The 21,752-nt window shown below is 41.4% G+C and carries 17 protein-coding genes; 9 read left to right on the forward strand and 8 right to left on the reverse strand.

The genetic code is table 11. The features are described from left to right. Positions 1-4: 4 nt before the first annotated feature. Together nagZ and rlmC are read left to right on the forward strand one after the other, a co-directional pair. On the forward strand, positions 5-1,066 hold the full coding sequence (gene nagZ / locus EDC44_RS02360; protein ID WP_131974998.1) for a beta-N-acetylhexosaminidase: 1,062 nt from the start codon (positions 5-7) through the stop codon (positions 1,064-1,066). Beyond that, complete coding sequence (gene rlmC, locus EDC44_RS02365; RefSeq protein WP_131975000.1) at positions 1,066-2,247, forward strand: 23S rRNA (uracil(747)-C(5))-methyltransferase RlmC; 1,182 nt, start codon at positions 1,066-1,068, stop codon at positions 2,245-2,247. The genes nagZ and rlmC overlap by 1 nt, the downstream gene beginning before the upstream one ends. A gap of 53 nt (positions 2,248-2,300) precedes the next feature. Here the strand turns inward: rlmC and argA are convergent, their stop codons facing one another. The 7 genes from argA to fdnG form a co-directional block, all read right to left on the reverse strand. Next, entirely contained in the window at positions 2,301-3,617 is a 1,317-nt protein-coding gene (gene argA / locus EDC44_RS02370) for an amino-acid N-acetyltransferase (RefSeq protein ID WP_131975002.1), read from the reverse strand. A gap of 122 nt (positions 3,618-3,739) precedes the next feature. Continuing rightward, the gene (locus tag EDC44_RS02375; RefSeq protein ID WP_131975004.1) at positions 3,740-4,210 is read right to left on the reverse strand and encodes a surface-adhesin E family protein; all 471 of its coding nucleotides are present in this window, start codon (positions 4,208-4,210) and stop codon (positions 3,740-3,742) included. A 95-nt stretch (positions 4,211-4,305) separates the two neighbouring features. Further along, entirely contained in the window at positions 4,306-4,968 is a 663-nt protein-coding gene (gene rluA, locus EDC44_RS02380; RefSeq protein WP_131975006.1) for a bifunctional tRNA pseudouridine(32) synthase/23S rRNA pseudouridine(746) synthase RluA, read from the reverse strand. 67 nt (positions 4,969-5,035) lie between these two features. After that, a complete protein-coding gene (fdhE, locus tag EDC44_RS02385) occupies positions 5,036-5,941 on the reverse strand; it encodes a formate dehydrogenase accessory protein FdhE (RefSeq protein WP_131975008.1) in 906 nt (301 codons plus the stop codon). Position 5,942: 1 nt separating this feature from the next. Then, on the reverse strand, positions 5,943-6,620 hold the full coding sequence (locus EDC44_RS02390) for a formate dehydrogenase subunit gamma (protein WP_131975010.1): 678 nt from the start codon (positions 6,618-6,620) through the stop codon (positions 5,943-5,945). A 12-nt stretch (positions 6,621-6,632) separates the two neighbouring features. Further along, positions 6,633-7,538: a formate dehydrogenase subunit beta gene (gene fdxH, locus EDC44_RS02395; protein ID WP_131975012.1), complete on the reverse strand. Its 906-nt coding sequence runs from the start codon at positions 7,536-7,538 to the stop codon at positions 6,633-6,635. A gap of 1 nt (position 7,539) precedes the next feature. Then, complete coding sequence (fdnG, locus tag EDC44_RS02400; protein WP_165870213.1) at positions 7,540-10,611, reverse strand: formate dehydrogenase-N subunit alpha; 3,072 nt, start codon at positions 10,609-10,611, stop codon at positions 7,540-7,542. 148 nt (positions 10,612-10,759) lie between these two features. Here fdnG and fdhD point away from each other — a divergent pair, with 148 nt between their 5' ends. Both fdhD and glpQ read left to right on the forward strand, forming a co-directional pair. Next, positions 10,760-11,620 (forward strand): formate dehydrogenase accessory sulfurtransferase FdhD, encoded by an 861-nt coding sequence (gene fdhD / locus EDC44_RS02410; protein WP_131975018.1) that lies wholly within the window; start codon positions 10,760-10,762, stop codon positions 11,618-11,620. A 128-nt stretch (positions 11,621-11,748) separates the two neighbouring features. Next, positions 11,749-12,843: a glycerophosphodiester phosphodiesterase gene (gene glpQ / locus EDC44_RS02415; protein ID WP_131975020.1), complete on the forward strand. Its 1,095-nt coding sequence runs from the start codon at positions 11,749-11,751 to the stop codon at positions 12,841-12,843. 63 nt (positions 12,844-12,906) lie between these two features. Here the strand turns inward: glpQ and glpK are convergent, their stop codons facing one another. Next, the gene (gene glpK, locus EDC44_RS02420) at positions 12,907-14,421 is read right to left on the reverse strand and encodes a glycerol kinase GlpK (RefSeq protein ID WP_131975022.1); all 1,515 of its coding nucleotides are present in this window, start codon (positions 14,419-14,421) and stop codon (positions 12,907-12,909) included. A gap of 357 nt (positions 14,422-14,778) precedes the next feature. On the opposite strand from glpK, the gene EDC44_RS02425 reads away from it, so the two are divergent. The 5 genes from EDC44_RS02425 (at position 14,779) to glpC (ending at position 21,718) form a co-directional block, all read left to right on the forward strand. After that, positions 14,779-15,519: an MIP/aquaporin family protein gene (locus EDC44_RS02425; protein ID WP_131975024.1), complete on the forward strand. Its 741-nt coding sequence runs from the start codon at positions 14,779-14,781 to the stop codon at positions 15,517-15,519. 250 nt (positions 15,520-15,769) lie between these two features. Next, positions 15,770-17,215 carry a glycerol-3-phosphate transporter gene (gene glpT, locus EDC44_RS02430; protein ID WP_131975026.1) on the forward strand — a complete coding sequence of 482 codons (1,446 nt, stop codon included), beginning with the start codon at positions 15,770-15,772 and terminating at the stop codon, positions 17,213-17,215. Positions 17,216-17,488: 273 nt separating this feature from the next. Beyond that, entirely contained in the window at positions 17,489-19,171 is a 1,683-nt protein-coding gene (gene glpA, locus EDC44_RS02435; RefSeq protein ID WP_131975028.1) for an anaerobic glycerol-3-phosphate dehydrogenase subunit A, read from the forward strand. Further along, positions 19,161-20,447, forward strand: a complete 1,287-nt coding sequence (glpB, locus tag EDC44_RS02440; protein WP_131975030.1) for a glycerol-3-phosphate dehydrogenase subunit GlpB — start codon at positions 19,161-19,163, stop codon at positions 20,445-20,447. The genes glpA and glpB overlap by 11 nt, the downstream gene beginning before the upstream one ends. After that, positions 20,444-21,718, forward strand: a complete 1,275-nt coding sequence (gene glpC / locus EDC44_RS02445) for an anaerobic glycerol-3-phosphate dehydrogenase subunit GlpC (protein ID WP_131975032.1) — start codon at positions 20,444-20,446, stop codon at positions 21,716-21,718. The genes glpB and glpC overlap by 4 nt, the downstream gene beginning before the upstream one ends. Positions 21,719-21,752 lie beyond the last annotated feature (34 nt).

Genomic DNA, 21,752 nt, shown 5'->3' on the forward strand with positions numbered 1-21,752 from the left:
TACTATGTCAACCTTACTTATCGATCTCAAAGGCCAAGAACTCAACCAAGAAGAAGTGGAATTATTGGAACACCCTTTGGTGGCAGGTTTGATTTTATTTACCCGTAATTTTTATGATCGCAAACAGATTCAGGCTTTAATCAAATCCGTCCGCCAACGCGTGAAAAAACCGTTGTTGATCACCGTAGATCAAGAAGGCGGTCGCGTACAACGTTTTCGCAACGGATTTACCCAACTGCCCGCCATGCAATCTTTTGCCGAATTAATTTCCGATTCGCAACTGCAACAACAAACCGCTATGGAAGCCGGTTGGTTGATGGCGGTAGAAATGACGGCGTTGGATATCGATCTGAGTTTTGCACCTGTATTAGATCTCGGTCATCAATGCAAAGCCATTGGTGATCGCAGTTTTAGCAATGATATCGAACCGGCAATTCGTTTGGCGGGTGCATTTATTCAAGGTATGAAGCAGGCAGGAATGGCAACTACCGGCAAACATTTCCCCGGTCACGGTCACGTTATTGCGGATTCCCATTTAGAAACGCCTATTGATGATCGCGAAAGTGCGGTGATTTTTGAGCGAGATATTCAACCGTTCCAACAACTCATCGCTCAAAACTTATTGGATGCGGTGATGCCTGCACATGTGATTTACAGCCAATGCGACAGCCAACCTGCCAGCGGTTCCGATTATTGGTTAAAAACCATTCTACGCCAACGTTTCGGCTTTAAAGGTGCGATTTTCTCTGATGATTTAGGCATGAAAGGGGCTGGATTTATGGGGGATTTTGTACAACGTTGCCATAAATCGCTCAATGCCGGTTGTGATTTGCTTTTGCTTTGCAATGAACCTGAGGGCGTGGTGCAAGTATTAGATCATTTCAAACCGCAAGAATCCGCAGAACAAACTGCTCTACGCCAACAACGTTTAAATGATTTATTTAAAAAAATATCACCTAGTTGGTCAGAATTAGAAAAACATCCCCGTTGGCTGGAAAATTCGGCAAAACTGACCGCACTTCAGCAGCAATGGCTGGAACATAAAGCACAGACAGCGATAGCATAATGAACATAGCCATTCCTTGTGAACATTATCAAAAGGGGAATTGCCGTTCCTGCCAATGGCTTGAATTGCCCTATAATGCTCAACTCACTAACAAAACACAACATCTGAAACAACAATTAAGCAATTTGGATTGCTCGCAGTTGAGCTGGCTTCCGACACAACAATCACCACTCACCGCCTTTCGCAATAAAGCAAAAATGGTGGTGAGCGGCGTAGTAGAACGCCCTATTTTAGGCATTTTAGCGGATCCAAATGATCCTGCAAGTGCGGTTGATTTAACGGATTGTTTACTCTATCCGACTCATTTCCAAGACATTTTCAACGTGCTGAAAGATTTTATTGCCCGTGCAGGTTTAGTGCCTTATAACGTGAAAAAACAGCGTGGCGAACTAAAATATATTTTGCTCACAGAAAGTCGAATTAGCGGCGAATTAATGCTTCGTTTTGTGGTGCGTTCCGATAGCCGTTTAGCCTTAGTACAACGGGAATTAAACGGTCTTATGAAAAAAGTGCCGCAATTAAAAGTGGTAAGTTTAAATATTCAACCGCAACACGCAGCGATTTTGGAAGGGGAACAGGAAATTTTCTTAACGGAGCAGCAAACGCTGGCAGAAAATTTTAATGACATTCCATTGTTTATCCGTCCGCAGGGATTTTTCCAAACCAATCCGAGCGTGGCTTCCAATTTATACGCAACAGCACAAGATTGGATCAAAAATCTGCCGATTATGCGCTTATGGGATCTGTTCTGCGGTGTAGGCGGTTTCGGTTTGCATTGTGCCAATGCGTTGCAACTTCAGCATCCCGATCAAATCATCAAGCTCACAGGGATTGAAATTTCACCTTCTGCCATTGAATGCGCTACACAATCTGCTCGGCTGCTCGGTTTAAGAGATGTCAAATTTCAATCCTTAGACAGTGCCAATTTTGCATTAAACCAAACACAACAAACGCCGGATTTGGTAATAGTAAACCCGCCCCGTCGCGGTATCGGCAACGCATTAAGCAAATTTCTCAACAAAATGCAACCGCACTTTTTGCTTTATTCAAGCTGCAATGCGGTCACAATGGGACAGGATCTGAAATCCCTAACAAACTACAAAATGCGGAAAATCCGATTATTCGATATGTTTCCCCATTCAAGTCATTATGAAGTATTGGTGTTGTTGGAATTGCATTAAGTTTTAGCCAATGGTTTCACCGTTGGTTAACCGTGGGTGAAACTCAACGGATATTAAATCTCATCTAAAGGCTGAATTAAAATTTTAGAACGTCGTTGGTAATTGTAATGCCGGCGTTTTTTCTCCGGCAAATCATCCACTCCGGCTAAGCGGAATCCGCGTTCTTGGAACCAATGGACTGTGCGGGTGGTGAGCACAAAGAGTTTTTCGATGCCTAAATTGCGGGCACGTTTTTGAATGGCTTCTAATAAAATGTCGCCGCGAGATGAATTACGATAAGCCGGATGCACGGCAACACATGCCATTTCCGCCATTTTTTCATCCATATAAGTATTGAGTGCCGCACAGGCGATAATCACGCCGTCGCGAACAATCACCGTGTAATTGCCGATTTCCATTTCCAACTGTTCACGGGAACGTTTTACTAAAATACCTTGTTGTTCCAACGGATAAATCAGATCTAATAACCCTGGAATATCCTGCACTGTGGCGATACGGATTTCTTCCGAACTTTCCATTGAAAGCTGCGTGCCGATACCGTCGCGGGAGAATAATTCTTGTAATAAGGAACCGTCTTCATCATAACTCAATAAGTGGGCACGCTTCACGCCGGAACGACAAGCTTCAATCGCCGCCTGTAAAAAACGGGCTTGCGAACTGTGATATTGTCCGCTACCGATAAGATTTTGCAGATAAACATCGGCATCTTGCGGCAACAAGTCAGAAATCACTTCCCCCTGTTCATTTAAAATCCCTTGTTCCGGTGCAAAACCGATCAATTTTTCTGCTTTTAATTTGATCGCCAACTGTGTTGCCACTTCTTCAAAAGGTAAATTAAAATTTTCACCTGTGACCGAAGGGGCTATGGGCCCGATTAATATGATGGAATCTTTATCTAATTGTTGTTGAATACTATCCACGTCGATACGGCGGATTTTACCGCTTAGCATATAATCCACACCATCATCTACGCCGATAGGTTGAGCTAAAATAAAATTACTGCTCACCACATTAATTACCGGCGAATGCGCGGGACGGAGAGATAAACGGGCGGTAATATCATAGTGCAAACTGCCAACTGCCTGCTTTACCAATTCCAATGTGCGGTTATCCGTGATACGGATATTTTTATGATAAGCCGGCTGAATATTATGCTTTATTAACAAATCATTAATTTGATAGCGTGCACCAAAAACGATAACCAGTTTAATACCTAAACTGTGGAGCAGACTTATATCACTGATAATATTAATGAAATTTTGACTAGCAACAGTATCACCGTCCAACATAATCACAAAGGTTTTACCACGGTGCATATTCACATAAGGGCTGGACTGTCTAAACCATTGGACTAACTCTGTGCTGCGCATATCATTTTTCTCAACTCAATAATTATTCATTTAATGTGAATTTATATTCATTTTTAACCTTTGGCAAGTAAAATTTTTACTTTACAAAAAATTAGCCGATTTAATCGGCTAATCAAAAATATTTAATGATGATAATAATTGGCACAAATCACACTTGCCACCGTATCCAAGGTTGAACCTTTTTTTAAATCGATGGTTTGTCTGCCTTTTTGACGTACGGTTTCACGCAGTCCTTCGCCCCAAAATTCGGAATAATAGTCGATATCCAAACGGGTTAAACGATGGTTTTTGCAATTAATGGTTTTCGCCTGACGAGCGGATTTTGAATATTCTTTCGGATATTTAGGATAAATATGATAACCACGGGTTAAATTCACCACCGCTTCAAAATGTACCAATTCAGGTTCTTTGTTATCCTGCCAAATGGAACCGGCATCAATAAAATACTGGGCTTTCGGCATAACTTGAATATAACCCGCCTGTACTTCCGTAGGCGGTGTAAGAATAATCGGTTTGGTAACATCCGTTGTCGGCGGACTCACTGAACAGCCCGCTAATACAAGTACTGCAATAGGTAGTCGTAATTTTTTCATATTCCCCCCTCATAACTTGTTTCCTTCGGTTCTACTATGAACCACAATACGGGGAAATTCAAGCTAAAGTGCGGTTTAATTTGGAAAAATTTTAATTATTCAAAATTCGCTTTTGCTTCAAAAACCATAGGCTCACCGGTAATGGGATGCGTAATTTTCAAGCATTCCGCATGTAGACATAATCGCGGTGACATCGCTTTCGCTTGCGGATGGGCATAGAATTTATCACCTAAAATCGGATGGCCTAATGCTAACATATGCAAGCGTAACTGATGTGAACGTCCGGTAATCGGTGTCAATTTCACTCGAGTACTGTTATCGGCTAAGCGAGCTAAAACTTCATAAATTGTTACCGCACTTTTACCCCGTTCAAAACAGATCATTTGCCGTGGCCGATTTTCCCAATCGCAAATGAGCGGTAAATCCACCGTACCGCTATCTTGTTCCAAATGCCCCCACACTAAGGCTTGATAATATTTTTTCGGTTCCCGCTCGCGAAATTGGCGTTTTAATTCGCAATCTGCAGCTTTACTCATGGCAAATGCAATAATCCCGCTGGTGGACATATCCAGGCGGTGTGCAGGTTCGCAGAAACCGTATTTATCTTTAATGCGGCTCATTACACTGTCATAATATTGCGGTTGATTGCCAGGCACGGAAAGTAATCCGCTAGGTTTATTGATCACCATCAGGTGATTATCGTGATAGATAATATCCAACCAAGGTTCTGTGGGCGGGTTGTATTCAATTAATGCCATATTGAAAAAAGTATAAAAAATTAAGGACGGTCTATTATGCCGTCCTTAGTGTATTCATGTCTATCATTTATTCGCCGGGAAATAAGAACGGATTAATTCCGCTGCGGAAAAATTCTTTTTGTTCCATTTCCATATCCAGGAATAACGTTGCCAGATCGTCTGCGATAGGCTCTACATAAGGATCTTTTTCTTGATACACAACTTTCAGATAACTATGGCAATCACCACAGCTCTCCGCTTTTACCGGTGCATTTTCGCTATCTAAAGACCAATATTCCACTTTACCGGACTGATCGCAATTCGAACATTTGCTGCGAACCATATTCCATTCGCTTTCGCATAATGCACAATGCAGATAACGCAAGCCTTGTGTTGAACCGAAATGGATCACACTGGCTGTTGGTGCAGTGCCGCATACCGGACAAACATGTAATTGCTCACCGCTTTCTGCTTTGGCATTGCGTGGCAATTGTTGTGCTAATTGCAACCAATAAAGGGATAAAGCAGCCCAAATAAATAACGCTTTATCGCTGCCGACAGCCCTATAATCCTGCGCTAACAATTTATCTGCCAACGCATTGATTTCACTGCTTGCGGCTTTTTCCAACCATTCAATAGTTTGTTGAGCCTGCTCATTGGCGTGAGGTTTGACTTCAACCAAAAGTGCGGTCAAAATTTCCAACCAAATAGGATTCCGTTGCCAGGTTTTTGCATTAAGCGGAAATTCATCACTCAATTGTACCGCATCAAGTTGTTGAGTAAATTTTATATCATTCAACACCTTTAGCTGTGCATCGGCAATTTGTGCGGAAAACAGCAAATAATCCGCTAAAGGAGAATTCTCTGCCAATTTTCTCAAACGTTCCGCACGACGTTGATAAAGATTTTTCGGATTTGCGAAAAGTAGCGGGGGACTACTTAATTCCCCCGCGTTTTTCACGATTTCACTTTCTGGTAAAATTCGGATACTCATATTATGCCTTCTGTTTATCAGCGTCCTGTACCGCTTTCTCTTCCGCTTCTAATTTAGGTAAAATTTGAGTACGGAACCAACGCGGGTGATGTTTTTTCGCCCAACGTGCGGAAACTTTGCCTTCCACCATACCGGTGATAGAACCTTTCACCCAGAATGCCATATACATGTGCACCATAATACCAAGAATAAAGGCAATTGCTGTAACAGCGTGCAATGCGATAGCGACACGTCTTACCGGAACGGAAAATTCATTGGCAAAATAAGGCTGCCACATGATTATCCCTGTAACCAACAAAATAATTAACGCCACTAACATTGTCCAGAACAACAATTTTTGTCCCATATTATAGTGTCCTACATCAGCTACGTGATGCTCGTTACCTTTCAGCACATCCACGACTTTAAACAACCATTGGAAATCTTCTTTTTTCGGGATGTTGTCACGCCAGTAAGTGAAAAACAGCACCATAAAGGCGGCGATCATCACAATACCGGAAAACGGATGCACAATTCGAGCGATTTGCGGTGTACCTAATATATCGGCAAGCCAAGCGAAATCAGCGAAGAAAAATGCCAAACCTGAAAGTGCGGTCATAAAAAAGGTTAAAGCGACAAGCCAGTGGCTTAAACGTTCACGTAAGCTGTGACGCAATACTTTACGATTTAAATCTACCATTTCTGCTTCTCCTTAATCATGATCCGCATGCGGATCAAGCGGTTTTTCTTCATCATCCAACGCTTCGGTATTCGGACCGATACCAATGTAGTGAGCTGCCGCAGCAACAGCTAAGCCGCCCATTGCTACTGCAGATAACGGTTTTAAGATACCTTTCCAGAAATGCGTAATCGGGCTGACTTCCGGATCTTTCGGTAAACCGGAATACAATTCAGGTTTATCACCGTGATGTAATACATACATGACATGCGTACCATTCACGCCTTCCGGATTATACACCGCTGCATTTTCATAACCGCGGGTTTTCAATTCTGCTACACGTTGTTCGCCTAATTTCAGCATTTCTTCTTTACTACCGAAACGGATTGCACCTGTCGGACAGGTTTTCACGCAAGCAGGTTCTTGACCTACACTCACACGATCCACGCATAAGGTACATTTGTACACACGGTTGTCATCCGGATTTAAACGCGGAATATTAAACGGACAACCTGTAATACAATAACCACAACCGATACATTTATCGGATTGGAAATCAACAATACCGTTGGCATATTGAATAATCGCACCCGGCGCAGGACAAGAAATCAAGCAACCCGGTTCGGAACAGTGCATACATCCGTCTTTGCGAATTAACCATTCCAAGCGATCATTCTCTTCTACTTCATTGAAACGCATTAATGTCCATTGTTTTGCGTTTAAGTCGCGCGGGTTATCATAAACCCCTGTGCAACTTTCCGGCGCGGCACGCACATCATTCCACTCCGAACAGGCTACCTGACAGCCTTTGCAGCCGATACAGGTAGTTACGTCGATTAATTTCGCGACTTCAAATTTGTAGTTGCGAGCTTGTGGCGGTGGCGTTAAATCGGATGTTGCCGATGCTCGAATAATATCTTGAGTTAAAACAGCTGTCATCTTACGCCCCCAATTTCTCAATATTAACTAACATACATTTTGACTCGGGAGTTTGCGTATTCGCATCACCGGCACGTACTGTTAAGTTATTCGCAAAATAGCCTTTTTTCGCTCCCGTAGTTGCTGCGAAGCCCCAGTGAATAGGAATACCTACGGTATGAATCGGCTTACCGTCAGAAACCAACGGACGAATACGTTTAGTCACCACTGCAACTGCTTCGATAAAACCACGTTTTGAAGTTACTTTTACGTGATCTCCGTTTGCGATGCCTTTTTCTTTCGCCAATTGCTCACTGATTTCAACAAGTTGTTCAGGTTGAGAAATTACATTTAATAAGGCATTCTTAGTCCAGAAGTGGAAATGCTCGGTTAAACGATAAGTTGTTCCTACATACGGGAATTCTTCCGATGTACCAAGATCTGCTTTATCGCTTGATAAAATACGCGCTACCGGACTTTGTACCACATTAGGATGTAATGGGTTCGTGCCGATCGGCGTTTCCATTGGTTCATAATGCTCAGGGAACGGACCGTCAGCCATGCGGTTACGCACGAACAAGCCGCTCACGCCTTCCGGTTGCATAATAAACGGTAGCGTTGGACTATTTGGCGGTGCCGTGCCAAAGTCAGCAATATCCACATAGTTCCAGTTTTTGCCATTCCATTTCACCAACTGACGTTTTGGATTCCACGGATTACCCGCTAAGTCTGCAGAGGCACGATTATAAATAATACGGCGGTTCAGCGGCCACGCGAAGCCCCAACCTAAGGTATTACCTAAGTTTGATGGATCGGAATTATCACGGTTCGCCATTTGGTTGCCTTTTTCCGTCCATTGACCGGCATAAATCCAGCAAGCGCCGGATGTCGTACCATCATCACGCATTTGAGCGAAGCTGGATAACAACTGACCTTTTTTCAAGATCAAATTGCCGTCTTTGTCATATAGGTCTTCCAACGCATAACCGTTGTTTTCTTTTGCTACTTCAAAGGCTTTAGGTTCAAGCGGATTTTGATAATTCCAACTCATTGCTTCTAATTGTTCAAGCAAAATTGGTTTGGCATTTTTATCTTGATGATATAAATGAAGTAATTCTGCACGAAGTTCCGACATAATTTCACCATCTGTTTTCGCTTCTCCCGGGGCATCAGCCGCTTTCCAGTGCCATTGTAACCAACGACCGGAGTTTGCAATAGAACCGTCTTCTTCGGCGAAACAGGTTGTCGGCAAACGGAATACTTCAGTATGGATTTCAGCCGGATTCACATCATTGAATTTACCGTGATTCTTCCAGAATTCAGATGTATCGGTAATTAACGGATCGAAAATAACCAAATATTTCAAATTACTTAATGCTTTAATCACTTTACCGGAGTTCGGCCAAGAAGCAATCGGGTTCATACCCTGGCAGAAGAAACCGTTTATTTTACCTTGATACATTTCTTCAAGATAACGTAATTGATCCATACCGCCGGTCGGTAATTTAGGTAAGAAATCATAACCGAATTGATTATCTTTGGTTGCTTTATCACCATAGAACGATTTCAGCATACTCACCATAAATTTAGACGTATTTTGCCAATAGTTGGTTTGATCTTTCATCATCGTTTTTGGCGTAATACGCCCCAAGAATGATTCTAAACTTAAATCATTTTCTGTTGGCAATGGAATATATGCCGGCAACATATGCGGGAATAAGCCTAAGTCGGTAATCCCTTGTACGTTAGAATGACCGCGCAATGCGTTTACACCACCACCGGATACACCGATATTACCCAATAATAATTGGATCATCGCCATAGTACGGATATTTTGTGCACCTACGGTATGTTGAGTCCATCCCAACGCATATAAGAAGGTTGCCGCTTTATCAGGAGCCGACATTTTGCCGATTTCTTCACAGAAAATATGGAAATCTTTTTGCGGAGTACCGGTAATACGTTCAACCATTTCAGGCGTATAGCGAGAAACATGGTCTTTTAACATATTAATGACACAACGTGGATCTTGCATGGTCATATCACGCATCGGTTGTCCTTCAGCGTCAAATTTGTATGTCCAGCTTGAACGATCATATTTGCGTGTAGCTTCATCGTAGCCGGAGAATAAACCGTCTTCGAATTTGAAGTCATCACCTACAATAAACGTGGCATTGGTATAGTGTTTCACGTATTCATGCTGAATCTTATCATTACTCAATAGATAATTGATAACGCCTGATAAGAACGCAATATCCGTACCCGAGCGAATAGGCATATAAATATCTGCCACCGCAGCCGTACGGTTAAAACGTGGATCCACTACCATAATTTTGGCTTTGTTATGTGTTTTCGCTTCTACTGCCCAACGGAAACCCACAGGATGAGCTTCGGCAGCATTACCGCCCATAACAATAACGAGATCAGAGTTTTTGATATCAACCCAGTGATTGGTCATCGCACCGCGACCAAATGATGGAGCAAGACTTGCTACCGTTGGTCCGTGTCAGATACTCGCTTGGTTGTCGGTATAAATCATACCGAGTGAACGTACAAATTTTTGAGTAAGAATACCGGTTTCATTACTGCAAGCGGAACCGGCCAAGAAACCTGATGTCATCCAACGGTTCACTGTCGTGCCATTTTTATTCTTCTCGATAAAGTTTGCATCACGGTCGGCTTTCATATGTTTGGCAATACGTTCAATAGCTTCATGCCAAGAAATACGTTTCCATTCATTGCTGCCGGCTTCACGCACTTCGGGATATTGCACGCGGCGATCGCTGTTGATGTAATCTAATGCACCCGCACCTTTAGGACAAAGTGCACCGCGACTTACCGGATGATCCGGGTCGCCTTCAATATGAAATACTTTATTTTTAACATTATGTGCCGTATCACCGATGCTATACATCAGCATACCGCAACCCACTGCACAGTAGGTACAATTTTGTCGCACTTCTTTAGAACGCAACAATTTGTATTCGCGTGGTGCCGCCATTGCCGTTGCCGGTGCAAATCCAAGCACAGCTGCAGACGTTCCTGCCATTCCCCCTGCACAGATCTTAAAGAATTTTCTTCTTGTGACCTGCATAATCACTCCTTTAGGTATGATGGTTCGATAAATATCGATTAAAAGCTAGTACTTTTCATCGAAAATCAGAAAAGCCTAAAATTTGGTATATAATACCATTTATCAATGAATAAACCATAACCAAAATAGCTTAGATCAGGGGAAAAGTTTGATGTGGATCACAAAAATGAAAATTAATTTTTTCAAAAAATTAACATTTAACCAACAAAATAAGAACCTTTCTCAATCAGAAATGCAACAAAAGCATACCGCACTTTATCCGCAATTAACGGAAAAAAATGAAGTTCTGGCAAAAGAAATGCCGGTTGCACTTATTTATAACGACATCTCTCATACGGTTATGATGTGTTCACCGTGTGATTTGGAAGATTTTGCCCTCGGTTTTTCGTTAGCTGAAGAAATTATTGAAAAACCATCGGACATTTATGGCATGGATGTGGTGGAAGTGTGTAACGGTATGGAAGTACAAATCGAAATGGCAAGTCGTTGTTTTGTCGCCTTGAAAGATCGTCGTCGTTCCATGGCAGGGCGTACCGGCTGTGGCGTGTGCGGGACAGAACAACTGAATCAAGTCATCAAAAAATTACCTAAATTAAACCGCACTTTGCACTTTAATCTCAATCAATTAGACGGTTGTTTGCATCAATTACAATCAGCACAAGAACTCGGCAAGCAAACCGGCTCCACTCACGCGGCAGGATTTTTTGATCCGCAAGGATACTTATTGGCGATTCGCGAGGATGTAGGCCGTCATGTCGCATTAGATAAACTACTCGGCTGGCACGCTAAAGCCGGTAAACCGCAGGGTTTTATTGCTGTCACCAGCCGAGCCAGTTACGAAATGGTACAAAAAGCCGCAACTTGTGGCATTGAAATGTTGGTCGCGATTTCTGCGGCTACCGATCTCGCCGTCAATATGGCCGAACAAGCCAATCTTACATTGATCGGCTTTGCCCGTGAAGGTCGAGCAACGATTTATAACGGAAAAGAGCGGTTGATTTTGGAATAATTTTTATTTTTCTTTTTAAAATAATTTTTACCTGTAAAATACCGAAGTGCGGTTAGCATTGTCATTAATTTGTAATAAAAAATTGTTAAATTTAAACCGCACTTTAGAAAAACATTAAGGAGAAATTTATGAAATTAAAAACCATCACTGCAGCAATGATACTTGCTACCTTGACCGGTTTAAGCACTCAAACATTGGCAAAAAATATGAATAATCAAGATAAATTAGTCATTGCTCACCGTGGTGCAAGCGGTTATTTACCGGAACATACGCTAGAATCCAAAGCGTTAGCATTCGGACAAAAAGCAGATTATTTGGAACAAGATTTGGCGATGACCAAAGATAACCGCTTAATTGTTATTCACGATCATTTTCTAGACGGTTTAACCGATGTAGCAAAAAAATTTCCGACCCGACACCGTGCTGACGGACGTTATTATGTCGTAGATTTTACTTTAGCCGAAATTCAAACATTGGAAATGACTGAAAATTTTAAAGTTGAAGACGATAAACAAAAACAAGTTTATCCAAAGCGCTTCCCGATGTGGAAGTCACATTTTACTATCCATACTTTTGAAGATGAAATCGAATTTATTCAAGGTTTAGAAAAATCTACCGGTCAAACTATCGGAATTTATCCTGAAATCAAAGCGCCTTGGTTACATCATCAAGAAGGTAAAGACATTGCATTAGAAACACTCAAAATATTGAAAAAATACGGTTATACACAAAAATCTTCCCCGGTTTATTTGCAAACCTTTGATTTCAATGAGTTAAAACGCATTAAAAATGAATTATTACCAAAGTTGGGAATGGATCTTAAACTAGTTCAATTAATAGCCTATTCCGATTGGGGCGAAACGCAAGAAAAAAATAATGAAGGTAAATGGATTAATTATAGCTATGATTGGATGTTCCAACCGGGTGCTATGCAAGAAGTAGCAAAATATGCCGATGGTGTCGGACCGGGTTGGTATATGCTGATCGATGATAAGAATTCAAAACTCGGTAACATACAATATACTCCGTTAGTGAAAGAAATTGCCGCTACCAAAATGGAATTACACCCATATACAGTGCGCAAAGACAGTTTGCCGGAATTTTTTACTGATGTAAATCAAATGTATGATGCACTTCTTAACCATGCAGGTTCGACTGGTATTTTTACGGATTTCCCTGATACCGCAATAAAATTTTTAGAGAAAGATAAATCATCAAAATAATATTGATGAGATAACAATAAAGGATAGCTCATCGCTATCCTTTATTATTTATACTACATTATCTTATTCTTCGGCATCTTCTTTTGCCCATTCCAAGGAACGTTTCACTGCTTTTTTCCAGCCTTTATAGCGTCTGGTACGTTTTTCTTCATCACCATCCGGAATGAAAGTCCGTTCAATAGCCGCTTTATCGCGTAACTCTTCCAAATCTTTCCAGAAACCGGTCGCCAAACCTGCAAGATAAGCCGCACCTAAGGCTGTAACCTCTTTTACTACCGGACGTTCTACCTGAGTTGCCAAAATATCCGCTTGGAACTGCATCAAGAAGTTGTTTGCCGTCGCCCCGCCATCGACACGTAACGCTTGTAGTTTCGCACCGGAATCCGATTGCATCGCCTCCAACACATCACGAGTCTGATAGGCTATAGATTCTAATGTTGCACGTACAATATGATTACGATTAGCCCCTCGAGATAATCCGAAAACAGCACCGCGTGCATACGGATCCCAATAAGGCGCTCCTAAACCGGTAAATGCAGGAACCACATACACACCATTACAATCAGGCACTTTTTGTGCAAAATATTCGGAATCATAGCTGTCATGCACAATACGCAATTCATCACGTAACCATTGAATTGACGCACCGGCAATAAACACCGAACCTTCAAGTGCATACGCCGGACCGCCTTTAGCGTCACAAGCGATTGTTGTTAATAAGCCGTTTTGTGATTGAATTGCTTTATCACCGGTATGTAATAACATAAAGCAGCCTGTGCCATAAGTATTTTTAGCCTGACCCGCATTAACACATAAATGTCCGTAAAGTGCGGCTTGTTGGTCACCGGCAATACCTGCCACCGGAATACGAACCCCGCCTTTACCACCGATATTAGTCTGACCGTACACCTCGGAAGAATTACGTACTTCCGGTAGCATTTCTTTCGGAATATCTAATAATTCCAACATCTTATCATCCCATTTCAGGGTATGAATATTAAATAGCATAGTACGGGAAGCATTAGTGTAATCAGTTACATGCGCTCGTCCTTGGGTTAATTTCCATACTAACCAAGTATCTACCGTACCAAAAAGTAATTCGCCTTTTTTCGCCCGCTCTCTTGCCCCTTCTACATGATCTAAAATCCATTTTACTTTAGTACCTGAGAAATAAGGATCCACGACCAAACCGGTGGTTTTGCGAATATATTCTTCATGACCGTCTGCTTTCAATTTATCAGTAATATCCGCTGTACGACGACATTGCCATACAATAGCATTATAAATCGGCTTACCGGTTTCCTTTTCCCACACAATAGTGGTTTCACGTTGGTTTGTGATACCGATTGCCGCAATTTGATCAGAAGTAATTCCCGCTTGTGCCACGACTTCATTTAACGTCGAACTTTGTGTTGCCCAAATTTCCATCGGATTATGCTCTACCCATCCGGCTTGCGGATAAATCTGAGTAAATTCACGTTGGGCAATCCCCACAATATTGGCATCATGATCAAGTAATACCGCTCTAGAACTGGTTGTGCCTTGGTCTAAGGCAATAATGTATTTTTTATCGGTCATAAGAAATCCCCTGTTTTTTTATTTTTAATTTCCAAAATAACTAATTATAGTTATTAAATAAATACTTATTAAAATCTAACAAATAAATCACGTGCTAAAACTAATCTAAAAAAAATAAAATGAAAAGAATATTTTTTTGATTTTTTGACATAAGTCACATTTTTATTTCAAAATAAAAAAGAGTAAATTTATTTTGTGATCAAGATAACATTTTTAAAAATTAATACTTGATTTATATTGTTTTATAAGAAGAATAACATGCTAGCTTATTATACGAAATAAATGGATCACACAGAAATTTAATAAAAAACAATTGCAGAAATGCAAAAATAAAACGCATTATTAGGAGAAAAAATCATGAATGCATATTTAGCAGAATTTTTAGGGACGGCCTTACTGGTTCTTATGGGAAATGGTGTTGTTGCCAACGTTTGTTTAAACAAAACGAAAGGACAAAGTTCGGGATGGATTGTTATTACTACGGCCTGGGCATTTGCCGTTTATGTTGCGGTTGTTTTTGGCGGTCCGTATAGCGGAGCTCATTTTAATCCGGCCGTAACTATCGGATTAGCTGCTACAGGAACATTTGCTTGGTCAATGGTTGGCGGATATATCGCCTCACAAGTAGCCGGTGGCGTAATAGGCGGATTATTGGTTTATTTAATGTATAAAGATCATTTTGCCGCAACTGAAGAAGAAGGTAGCAAACGTGCATGTTTCTGTACCGAACCGGCAATTCGTAATTATTCAAGCAACTTTATTAGCGAGGTCATCGGCACCTTTGTTTTAGTCTTTGTGATTTATTATATTACCGGTGCTCAAATTACCTTACCGGAGGCATCTTCCGCCACACCTATCGGTTTAGGCTCTATCGGTGCATTACCCGTAGCGATTTTAGTGTGGGCGATTGGTCTTAGTTTAGGCGGTACCACCGGCTATGCTATTAATCCTGCACGGGATTTCGGCCCGCGCTTAGCACTTTTCTTATTAAGCGGAAAATTAAAAACATCACCCGATTGGGGATATGCCTGGGTACCGGTCTTAGGTCCTACTGTTGGAGCATTACTCGCCGCAGGTTTATACATGACAATCATGTAACTCACACTGGTTAGTTAAAGGACAAAGTATATACTTTGTCCTTTATACTACAAAATTAATAAATTATCATTTGAAAAAACTTATGATTTTTTGTGATCTTAATCACAAATCTACTATTTTTAGTTCTATTATTCTATGTTCTGTGTTATTGTTCGCACCTTGAAAAATGTTTTATAAAATCGATTAAAACTTCTTCATTCACAAAAAATGTAGCATAAATAATAACAACTATATTGGAGAGCAAAGCATTATGTTTGGTCCATTTAAACCGGCTCCGCATATCGCGGAATTGCCGTCAGATAAAATAGATTCCACCTATCGTCGTTTACGTTGGCAGGTGTTTGCAGGGATTTTCTTTGGTTATGCCGCCTATTATTTTGTACGTGCAAATTTCGACCTTGCACAAAAAGGCTTAATTGAAGCGGGGCTATACAATAAAGCCGAATTAGGGATTATCGGTACCGGTGCGGGTTTAGCTTACGGATTGTCTAAATTCGTTATGGCTTGGATGTCAGACCGTTCTAATCCAAAAGTCTTTTTACCATTCGGTTTACTATTATCCGGTTTATGTATGACCATGATGGGCTTAATGCCTTGGGCTACATCCGGTATTTTAGTTATGTTTGTCATGATCTTCTTAAACGGTTGGTTCCAAGGTATGGGATGGCCTCCATGCGGACGTACTATGGTGCATTGGTGGTCAAAATCCGAACGTGGTACTATCGTATCCATTTGGAACTGTGCTCATAATGTCGGCGGTATGGTACCGGGTGCAATGGTACTATTGGCCAGTGCCGTTTATTTCAGCACACACGGTGTTGAAGCAACCGCAAAAGATGTATGGCAACAAGCTTTATATTATCCGGGTATTGCCGCTATGGTTGCTGCCGTACCGATCTATTTAATTATGAAAGATACGCCTCAATCCTGCGGTTTACCGTCAATTGAAAAATGGCGTAATGACTATCCTGAAGACTATAATGAAAAAACCAGTGAACATGATTTAACCGTTAAAGAAATTTTGCTTAATTATGTATTAAAAAACAAATTGTTATGGTATATCGCCATTGCAAACGTGTTTGTTTATTTAATCCGCTACGGTGTTTTAAAATGGTCACCGGTATACCTTGGCGAAGTTAAACACTTTAATATTAAAGGTACGGCTTGGGCCTATACGATTTATGAATTAGCGGCAATTCCGGGCACGTTACTCTGTGGTTGGGTATCAGATAAAGTGTTCAAAGGTCGACGCGGTTTAACCGGTTTTGTTTTCATGATCTTAACGACTATCGCAGTTGTTGCATTATGGAAGAACCCGGCAACACCGGAAAGCGAGTTAGCACAATATGCAGGTCATGCTTGGTATGAAAACCCATATCAGTTAATCGACTTTATTCTAATGACCACTATCGGTTTCTTAATTTATGGTCCTGTAATGCTAATCGGCTTACATGCTCTTGAATTAGCACCGAAAAAAGCAGCAGGTACGGCTGCCGGTTTCACCGGTCTATTCGGTTATTTAGGCGGTACGGTTTCAGCTTCTGCAGTTGTAGGCTGGGCAGCACAATATTATGGCTGGGATGGTGGCTTCTATGTAATGATCACCGGTGGTGTATTAGCTATATTACTAATGTTAATTGTAATGATTGAAGAAGGCAAACATAAAGCCAGATTAGCAGATCATTACGGTAATTAATGATAAAAAAGGAAGAAGATAAATTTCTTCTTCCTTTGATTTTTATTTCTAATTCACTAAAAATAACACTGTATTTTTTAATTAATAAAAATATATTTTTAATTATAAATATAATATTTAACTGAACATAAAACATACTTTTTATTTATATAAAAATATCAAATATGATTTATTTCATATTTTCATTTCATTCTTATTTAAGATTCAATTCACATCATTATTTATTATGAAATAATCATAATGCTTAAATGATCTATTATTGTGGAAAATATTATGAAAATGTCATCTCAACTTTATAAAAATGTCGGTGACTTATCTCCAATAAATACAGATGTCATTATTATTGGAGGCGGAGCTACTGGTGCCGGTGTAGCTCGAGACTGTGCTTTACGTGGGTTAAAATGTATCTTATTAGAACGTCGGGATATTGCAACCGGAGCAACGGGACGTAACCATGGATTATTGCATAGCGGTGCTCGATATGCCGTAAACGATAGAGAATCGGCAGAAGAATGCATCAAAGAAAACATGATCCTGAAACGCATTGCCCGTCATTGTGTGGACGATTCCAAAGGTCTGTTTATCACCTTACCGGAAGACGACCTCGCCTATCAAAAAACCTTTATCGAAGCCTGTACCGCATCGGGCATTGAAGCTCAGCCGATCGAACCTGATTTAGCCAAATACCTTGAACCTTCCGTTAATCCTGATCTTGTCGGTGCGGTTGTAGTGCCGGACGGTTCTATCGACCCGTTTCGCTTAACTGCTGCCAATATGATCGACGCGACAGAACACGGTGCACAAGTTTTTACTTATTGCGAAGTCAAAGGTTTAATTCGCGAAGGCGGACGAGTAATCGGTGTCAACGTATTCGATCACCGAAATCATGCCGAACGTCAATTTTTTGCTCCCGTTGTCGTCAATGCAGGGGGAATCTGGGGACAAGGCATTGCAGAATATGCAGATTTGAAAATTCGTATGTTCCCGGCAAAAGGTGCGTTATTGGTCATGGGACATCGTATCAATAATTTAGTCATCAACCGTTGCCGCAAACCCGCGGACGCCGATATTTTAGTACCGGGCGATACCATTTGTGTTATCGGCACCACATCCGAGCGTATTCCTTACGATCAAATCGATAACATGGAAGTCACTCCGGAAGAAGTGGATATTCTTTTCCGCGAAGGAGAAAAACTGGCTCCGAGCTTACGCCATACCCGAGTCTTACGGGCTTATGCCGGTGTTCGTCCGTTAGTTGCGACGGATGACGATCCGTCCGGTCGGAACGTAAGCCGCGGCATTGTTTTATTAGATCACGCCGAACGGGATGGTTTGGACGGTTTTATTACGATTACCGGCGGTAAATTAATGACTTATCGTTTAATGGCTGAGTGGGCCACCGATTTAGTCTGTAAAAAATTAAATAATAATAAAAAATGTGAAACAGCCGACCGCACTTTACCGGGTTCCAGTGAAAGTCGTGAAGAAACTAGCCATAAAGTGACATCTTTGCCAACGACTATTCGCCATTCTGCCATTTATCGTCACGGTTCTCGGGCGACCCGATTAGTGACAAATGAACGGCTGGATCGCTCTTTAGTATGCGAATGTGAAGCAGTCAGTGCCGGTGAAGTTCGCTATGCGGTAGAAGAATTAAATGTTAATAACTTAGTGGATCTACGCCGACGTACCCGTGTGGGAATGGGAACTTGTCAGGCGGAACTTTGTGCTTGCCGAGCTGCCGGTTTGATGGCCCGCTTTGAGATTGCGACACCGCAACAATCGACAACGCAACTTGCCGCATTTATGGAAGAGCGCTGGCGAGGTATTCAGCCTATTGCTTGGAGCGATGCTTTGCGCGAAGCGGAATTTACCAGTTGGATCTATTACAGTTTGCTCGGTTTAAATGATGTACCGACCCAAACAACACAAGGAGTGAATAATAATGAATTTTGATGTTATTATTATCGGCGGAGGATTAGCCGGTCTGACTTGTGGCATTACATTACAAGAGAGCGGAAAACGTTGTGCAATTATCAACAACGGTCAACCGGCACTTGATTTTTCATCCGGTTCAATGGATTTACTCAGTTGCTTGCCGAATGGCTCAAAAGTGCGGTCATTTTCACAAGCGTTTGAGGCATTGAAAACACAGCTGCCACAGCACCCTTATGCAATTATCGGTGAACACACCGTTTCTCAAAAAGCGAAACAATTTGAGCAATTGATTCAATCTTTAAATTTGGAATTGATCGGTTCATCGCAAGAAAATCATCAAAGAGTGACCGCACTTGGTGGATTACGCAGCACTTGGCTATCACCAAACAGCGTGCCGACGGTTACTTCAAATGAACCCTTTAACCACGCCCGTATTGCCGTGCTGGGCATTGAAGGTTATCACGATTTTCAACCGCAATTATTGATAGAAAACTTAAAACAAAACCAACAATTTGCTCATTGTGAATTTTCTACCGGCTTTTTAAATATTCCTGAATTAGATCAGTTGCGTCAAAATGCAAGGGAATTTCGCAGTGTCAATATCGCACAGTTATTAGAACACAAATTGTCGTTTCGCGATTTAGCGAATGAAATCAAACAGGCTGCAGGGAACGCAAGTGCGGTCTTTTTACCTGCTTGTTTCGGACTGGACGATCAATCATTTTTTAACGCATTGCAAGCCGTTACAAAATTGGCATTATTTGAATTGCCGACATTGCCGCCATCATTATTGGGCATTCGTCAACATCGACAACTTCGCCAACGTTTCGAAGAGCTTGGCGGATTAATGATGAACGGTGATCGTGCATTACGTGCGGAATTCGACGGAGATAATGTCCGTTGTATTTATACCCGCTTACACCAGGACGAAGCAATTTATGCGACACATTTTGTGTTAGCTGCGGGCAGTTTCTTTAGTAACGGTTTAATCGCAGAGTTTGAGCGGATTTATGAACCGGTCTTTGGAGCGGATATTATTCATACCGCATTATTAAACGCAGAAGATCGTTTTTCTTGGACGAATAAACGTTTTTCTTCACCACAACCGTATCAATCTGCCGGTGTGATCATTAACGCACAATGCCAAGTACAAAAGAGCGGTCGGTTTTTAGCAAATTTATATGCCGCAGGTAATGTAATCGGCGGTTATAACGGTATTGAGTTAGGATGCGGTTCGGGTGTGGCAGCCGTGACTGCTTTAATTGCAGCAGAACAAATTGGAGGTACGGAATGAACATCCAAGAGTTAATCGCAAATGCCAAACAAAATATACAATCCTCCGTTGTACATCAGCACAGCGATAACAGTTTTGAAAGCTGTATAAAATGTACTGCTTGTACGGTTGTGTGCCCGGTGTCCCGCAACAATCCGTTTTATCCGGGGCCGAAACAATCCGGCCCGGATGGCGAACGACTACGCTTAAAAAGCCCGAATTATTTTGATGAAACATTAAAGTATTGTACTAACTGTAAACGCTGTGAAATCGCTTGCCCGTCCGACGTTAAAATCGGTGATATTATTGTACGTGCGCGCAATCGCAATATCGAGCGTCAGCATAAACCGCTGGTACATAAATTACGCGATGCGATTTTGAGTAACACCGATATTATGGGAACGCTCAATACGCCGTTAGCCCCCATTGTAAACACGATTACCGGCTTAAAAGCAACGCGTTTTCTGCTGGAAAAAACGCTCAATATCAGTAAGCAACGCACGCTGCCTAAATATGCATTCGGTACATTCCGCAACTGGTATATGAAAAATGCCATGCAGGAACAAGCCAAGTATAAAGAGAAAATCGCTTACTATCACGGTTGTTATGTAAACTACAACAATCCGCAGTTGGGTAAAGAATTTATTGATGTTTTCAATGCATTAGGCATTGGCGTGGTGTTATTGGAAAAAGAAAAATGTTGCGGTTTACCATTGAGCGTAAACAGTTTTCCCGAGCGGGCAAAAAAAATCGCCCAATTTAATACCGACTACATTGAAAAAATGGTGGACGAACAAGGCTTGGATGTAATTAGTGAAGCGTCAAGCTGTGCGTTAAATTTACGTGATGAATATCATCATATTTTGGGCATCGATAATGCCAAAGTACGACCGCATATTCATATGGTAACGCCTTATTTATATAAAGTATTGCAACAAGGCAAAACACTGCCGCTCAAACCGTTAAAATTACGCGTAGCTTATCACACTGCTTGTCACGTGGATAAAGCCGGTTGGGCACCTTATACTCTGGAAGTATTAAAACAAATTCCGGGATTAGAAGTGGTGATGTTGCCATCGCAATGTTGCGGTATTGCCGGTACATACGGTTTCAAAGCGGAAAATTATGATGTATCACAAGCTATCGGCAAAAATTTATTTAAACACATTAATGCCGGTGGATTTGATTATGTTATTTCCGAATGCCAAACCTGTAAATGGCAAATCGATATGTCATCAAACGTGACCTGTATTCACCCGATCACATTATTATCTATGGCTTTAAACGCCTAAGATCAAAAGTGCGGTCAATTTGACCGCACTTTCT

This window comes from Cricetibacter osteomyelitidis (assembly GCF_004340985.1).
In the GTDB taxonomy this organism is placed as follows: domain Bacteria; phylum Pseudomonadota; class Gammaproteobacteria; order Enterobacterales; family Pasteurellaceae; genus Cricetibacter; species Cricetibacter osteomyelitidis.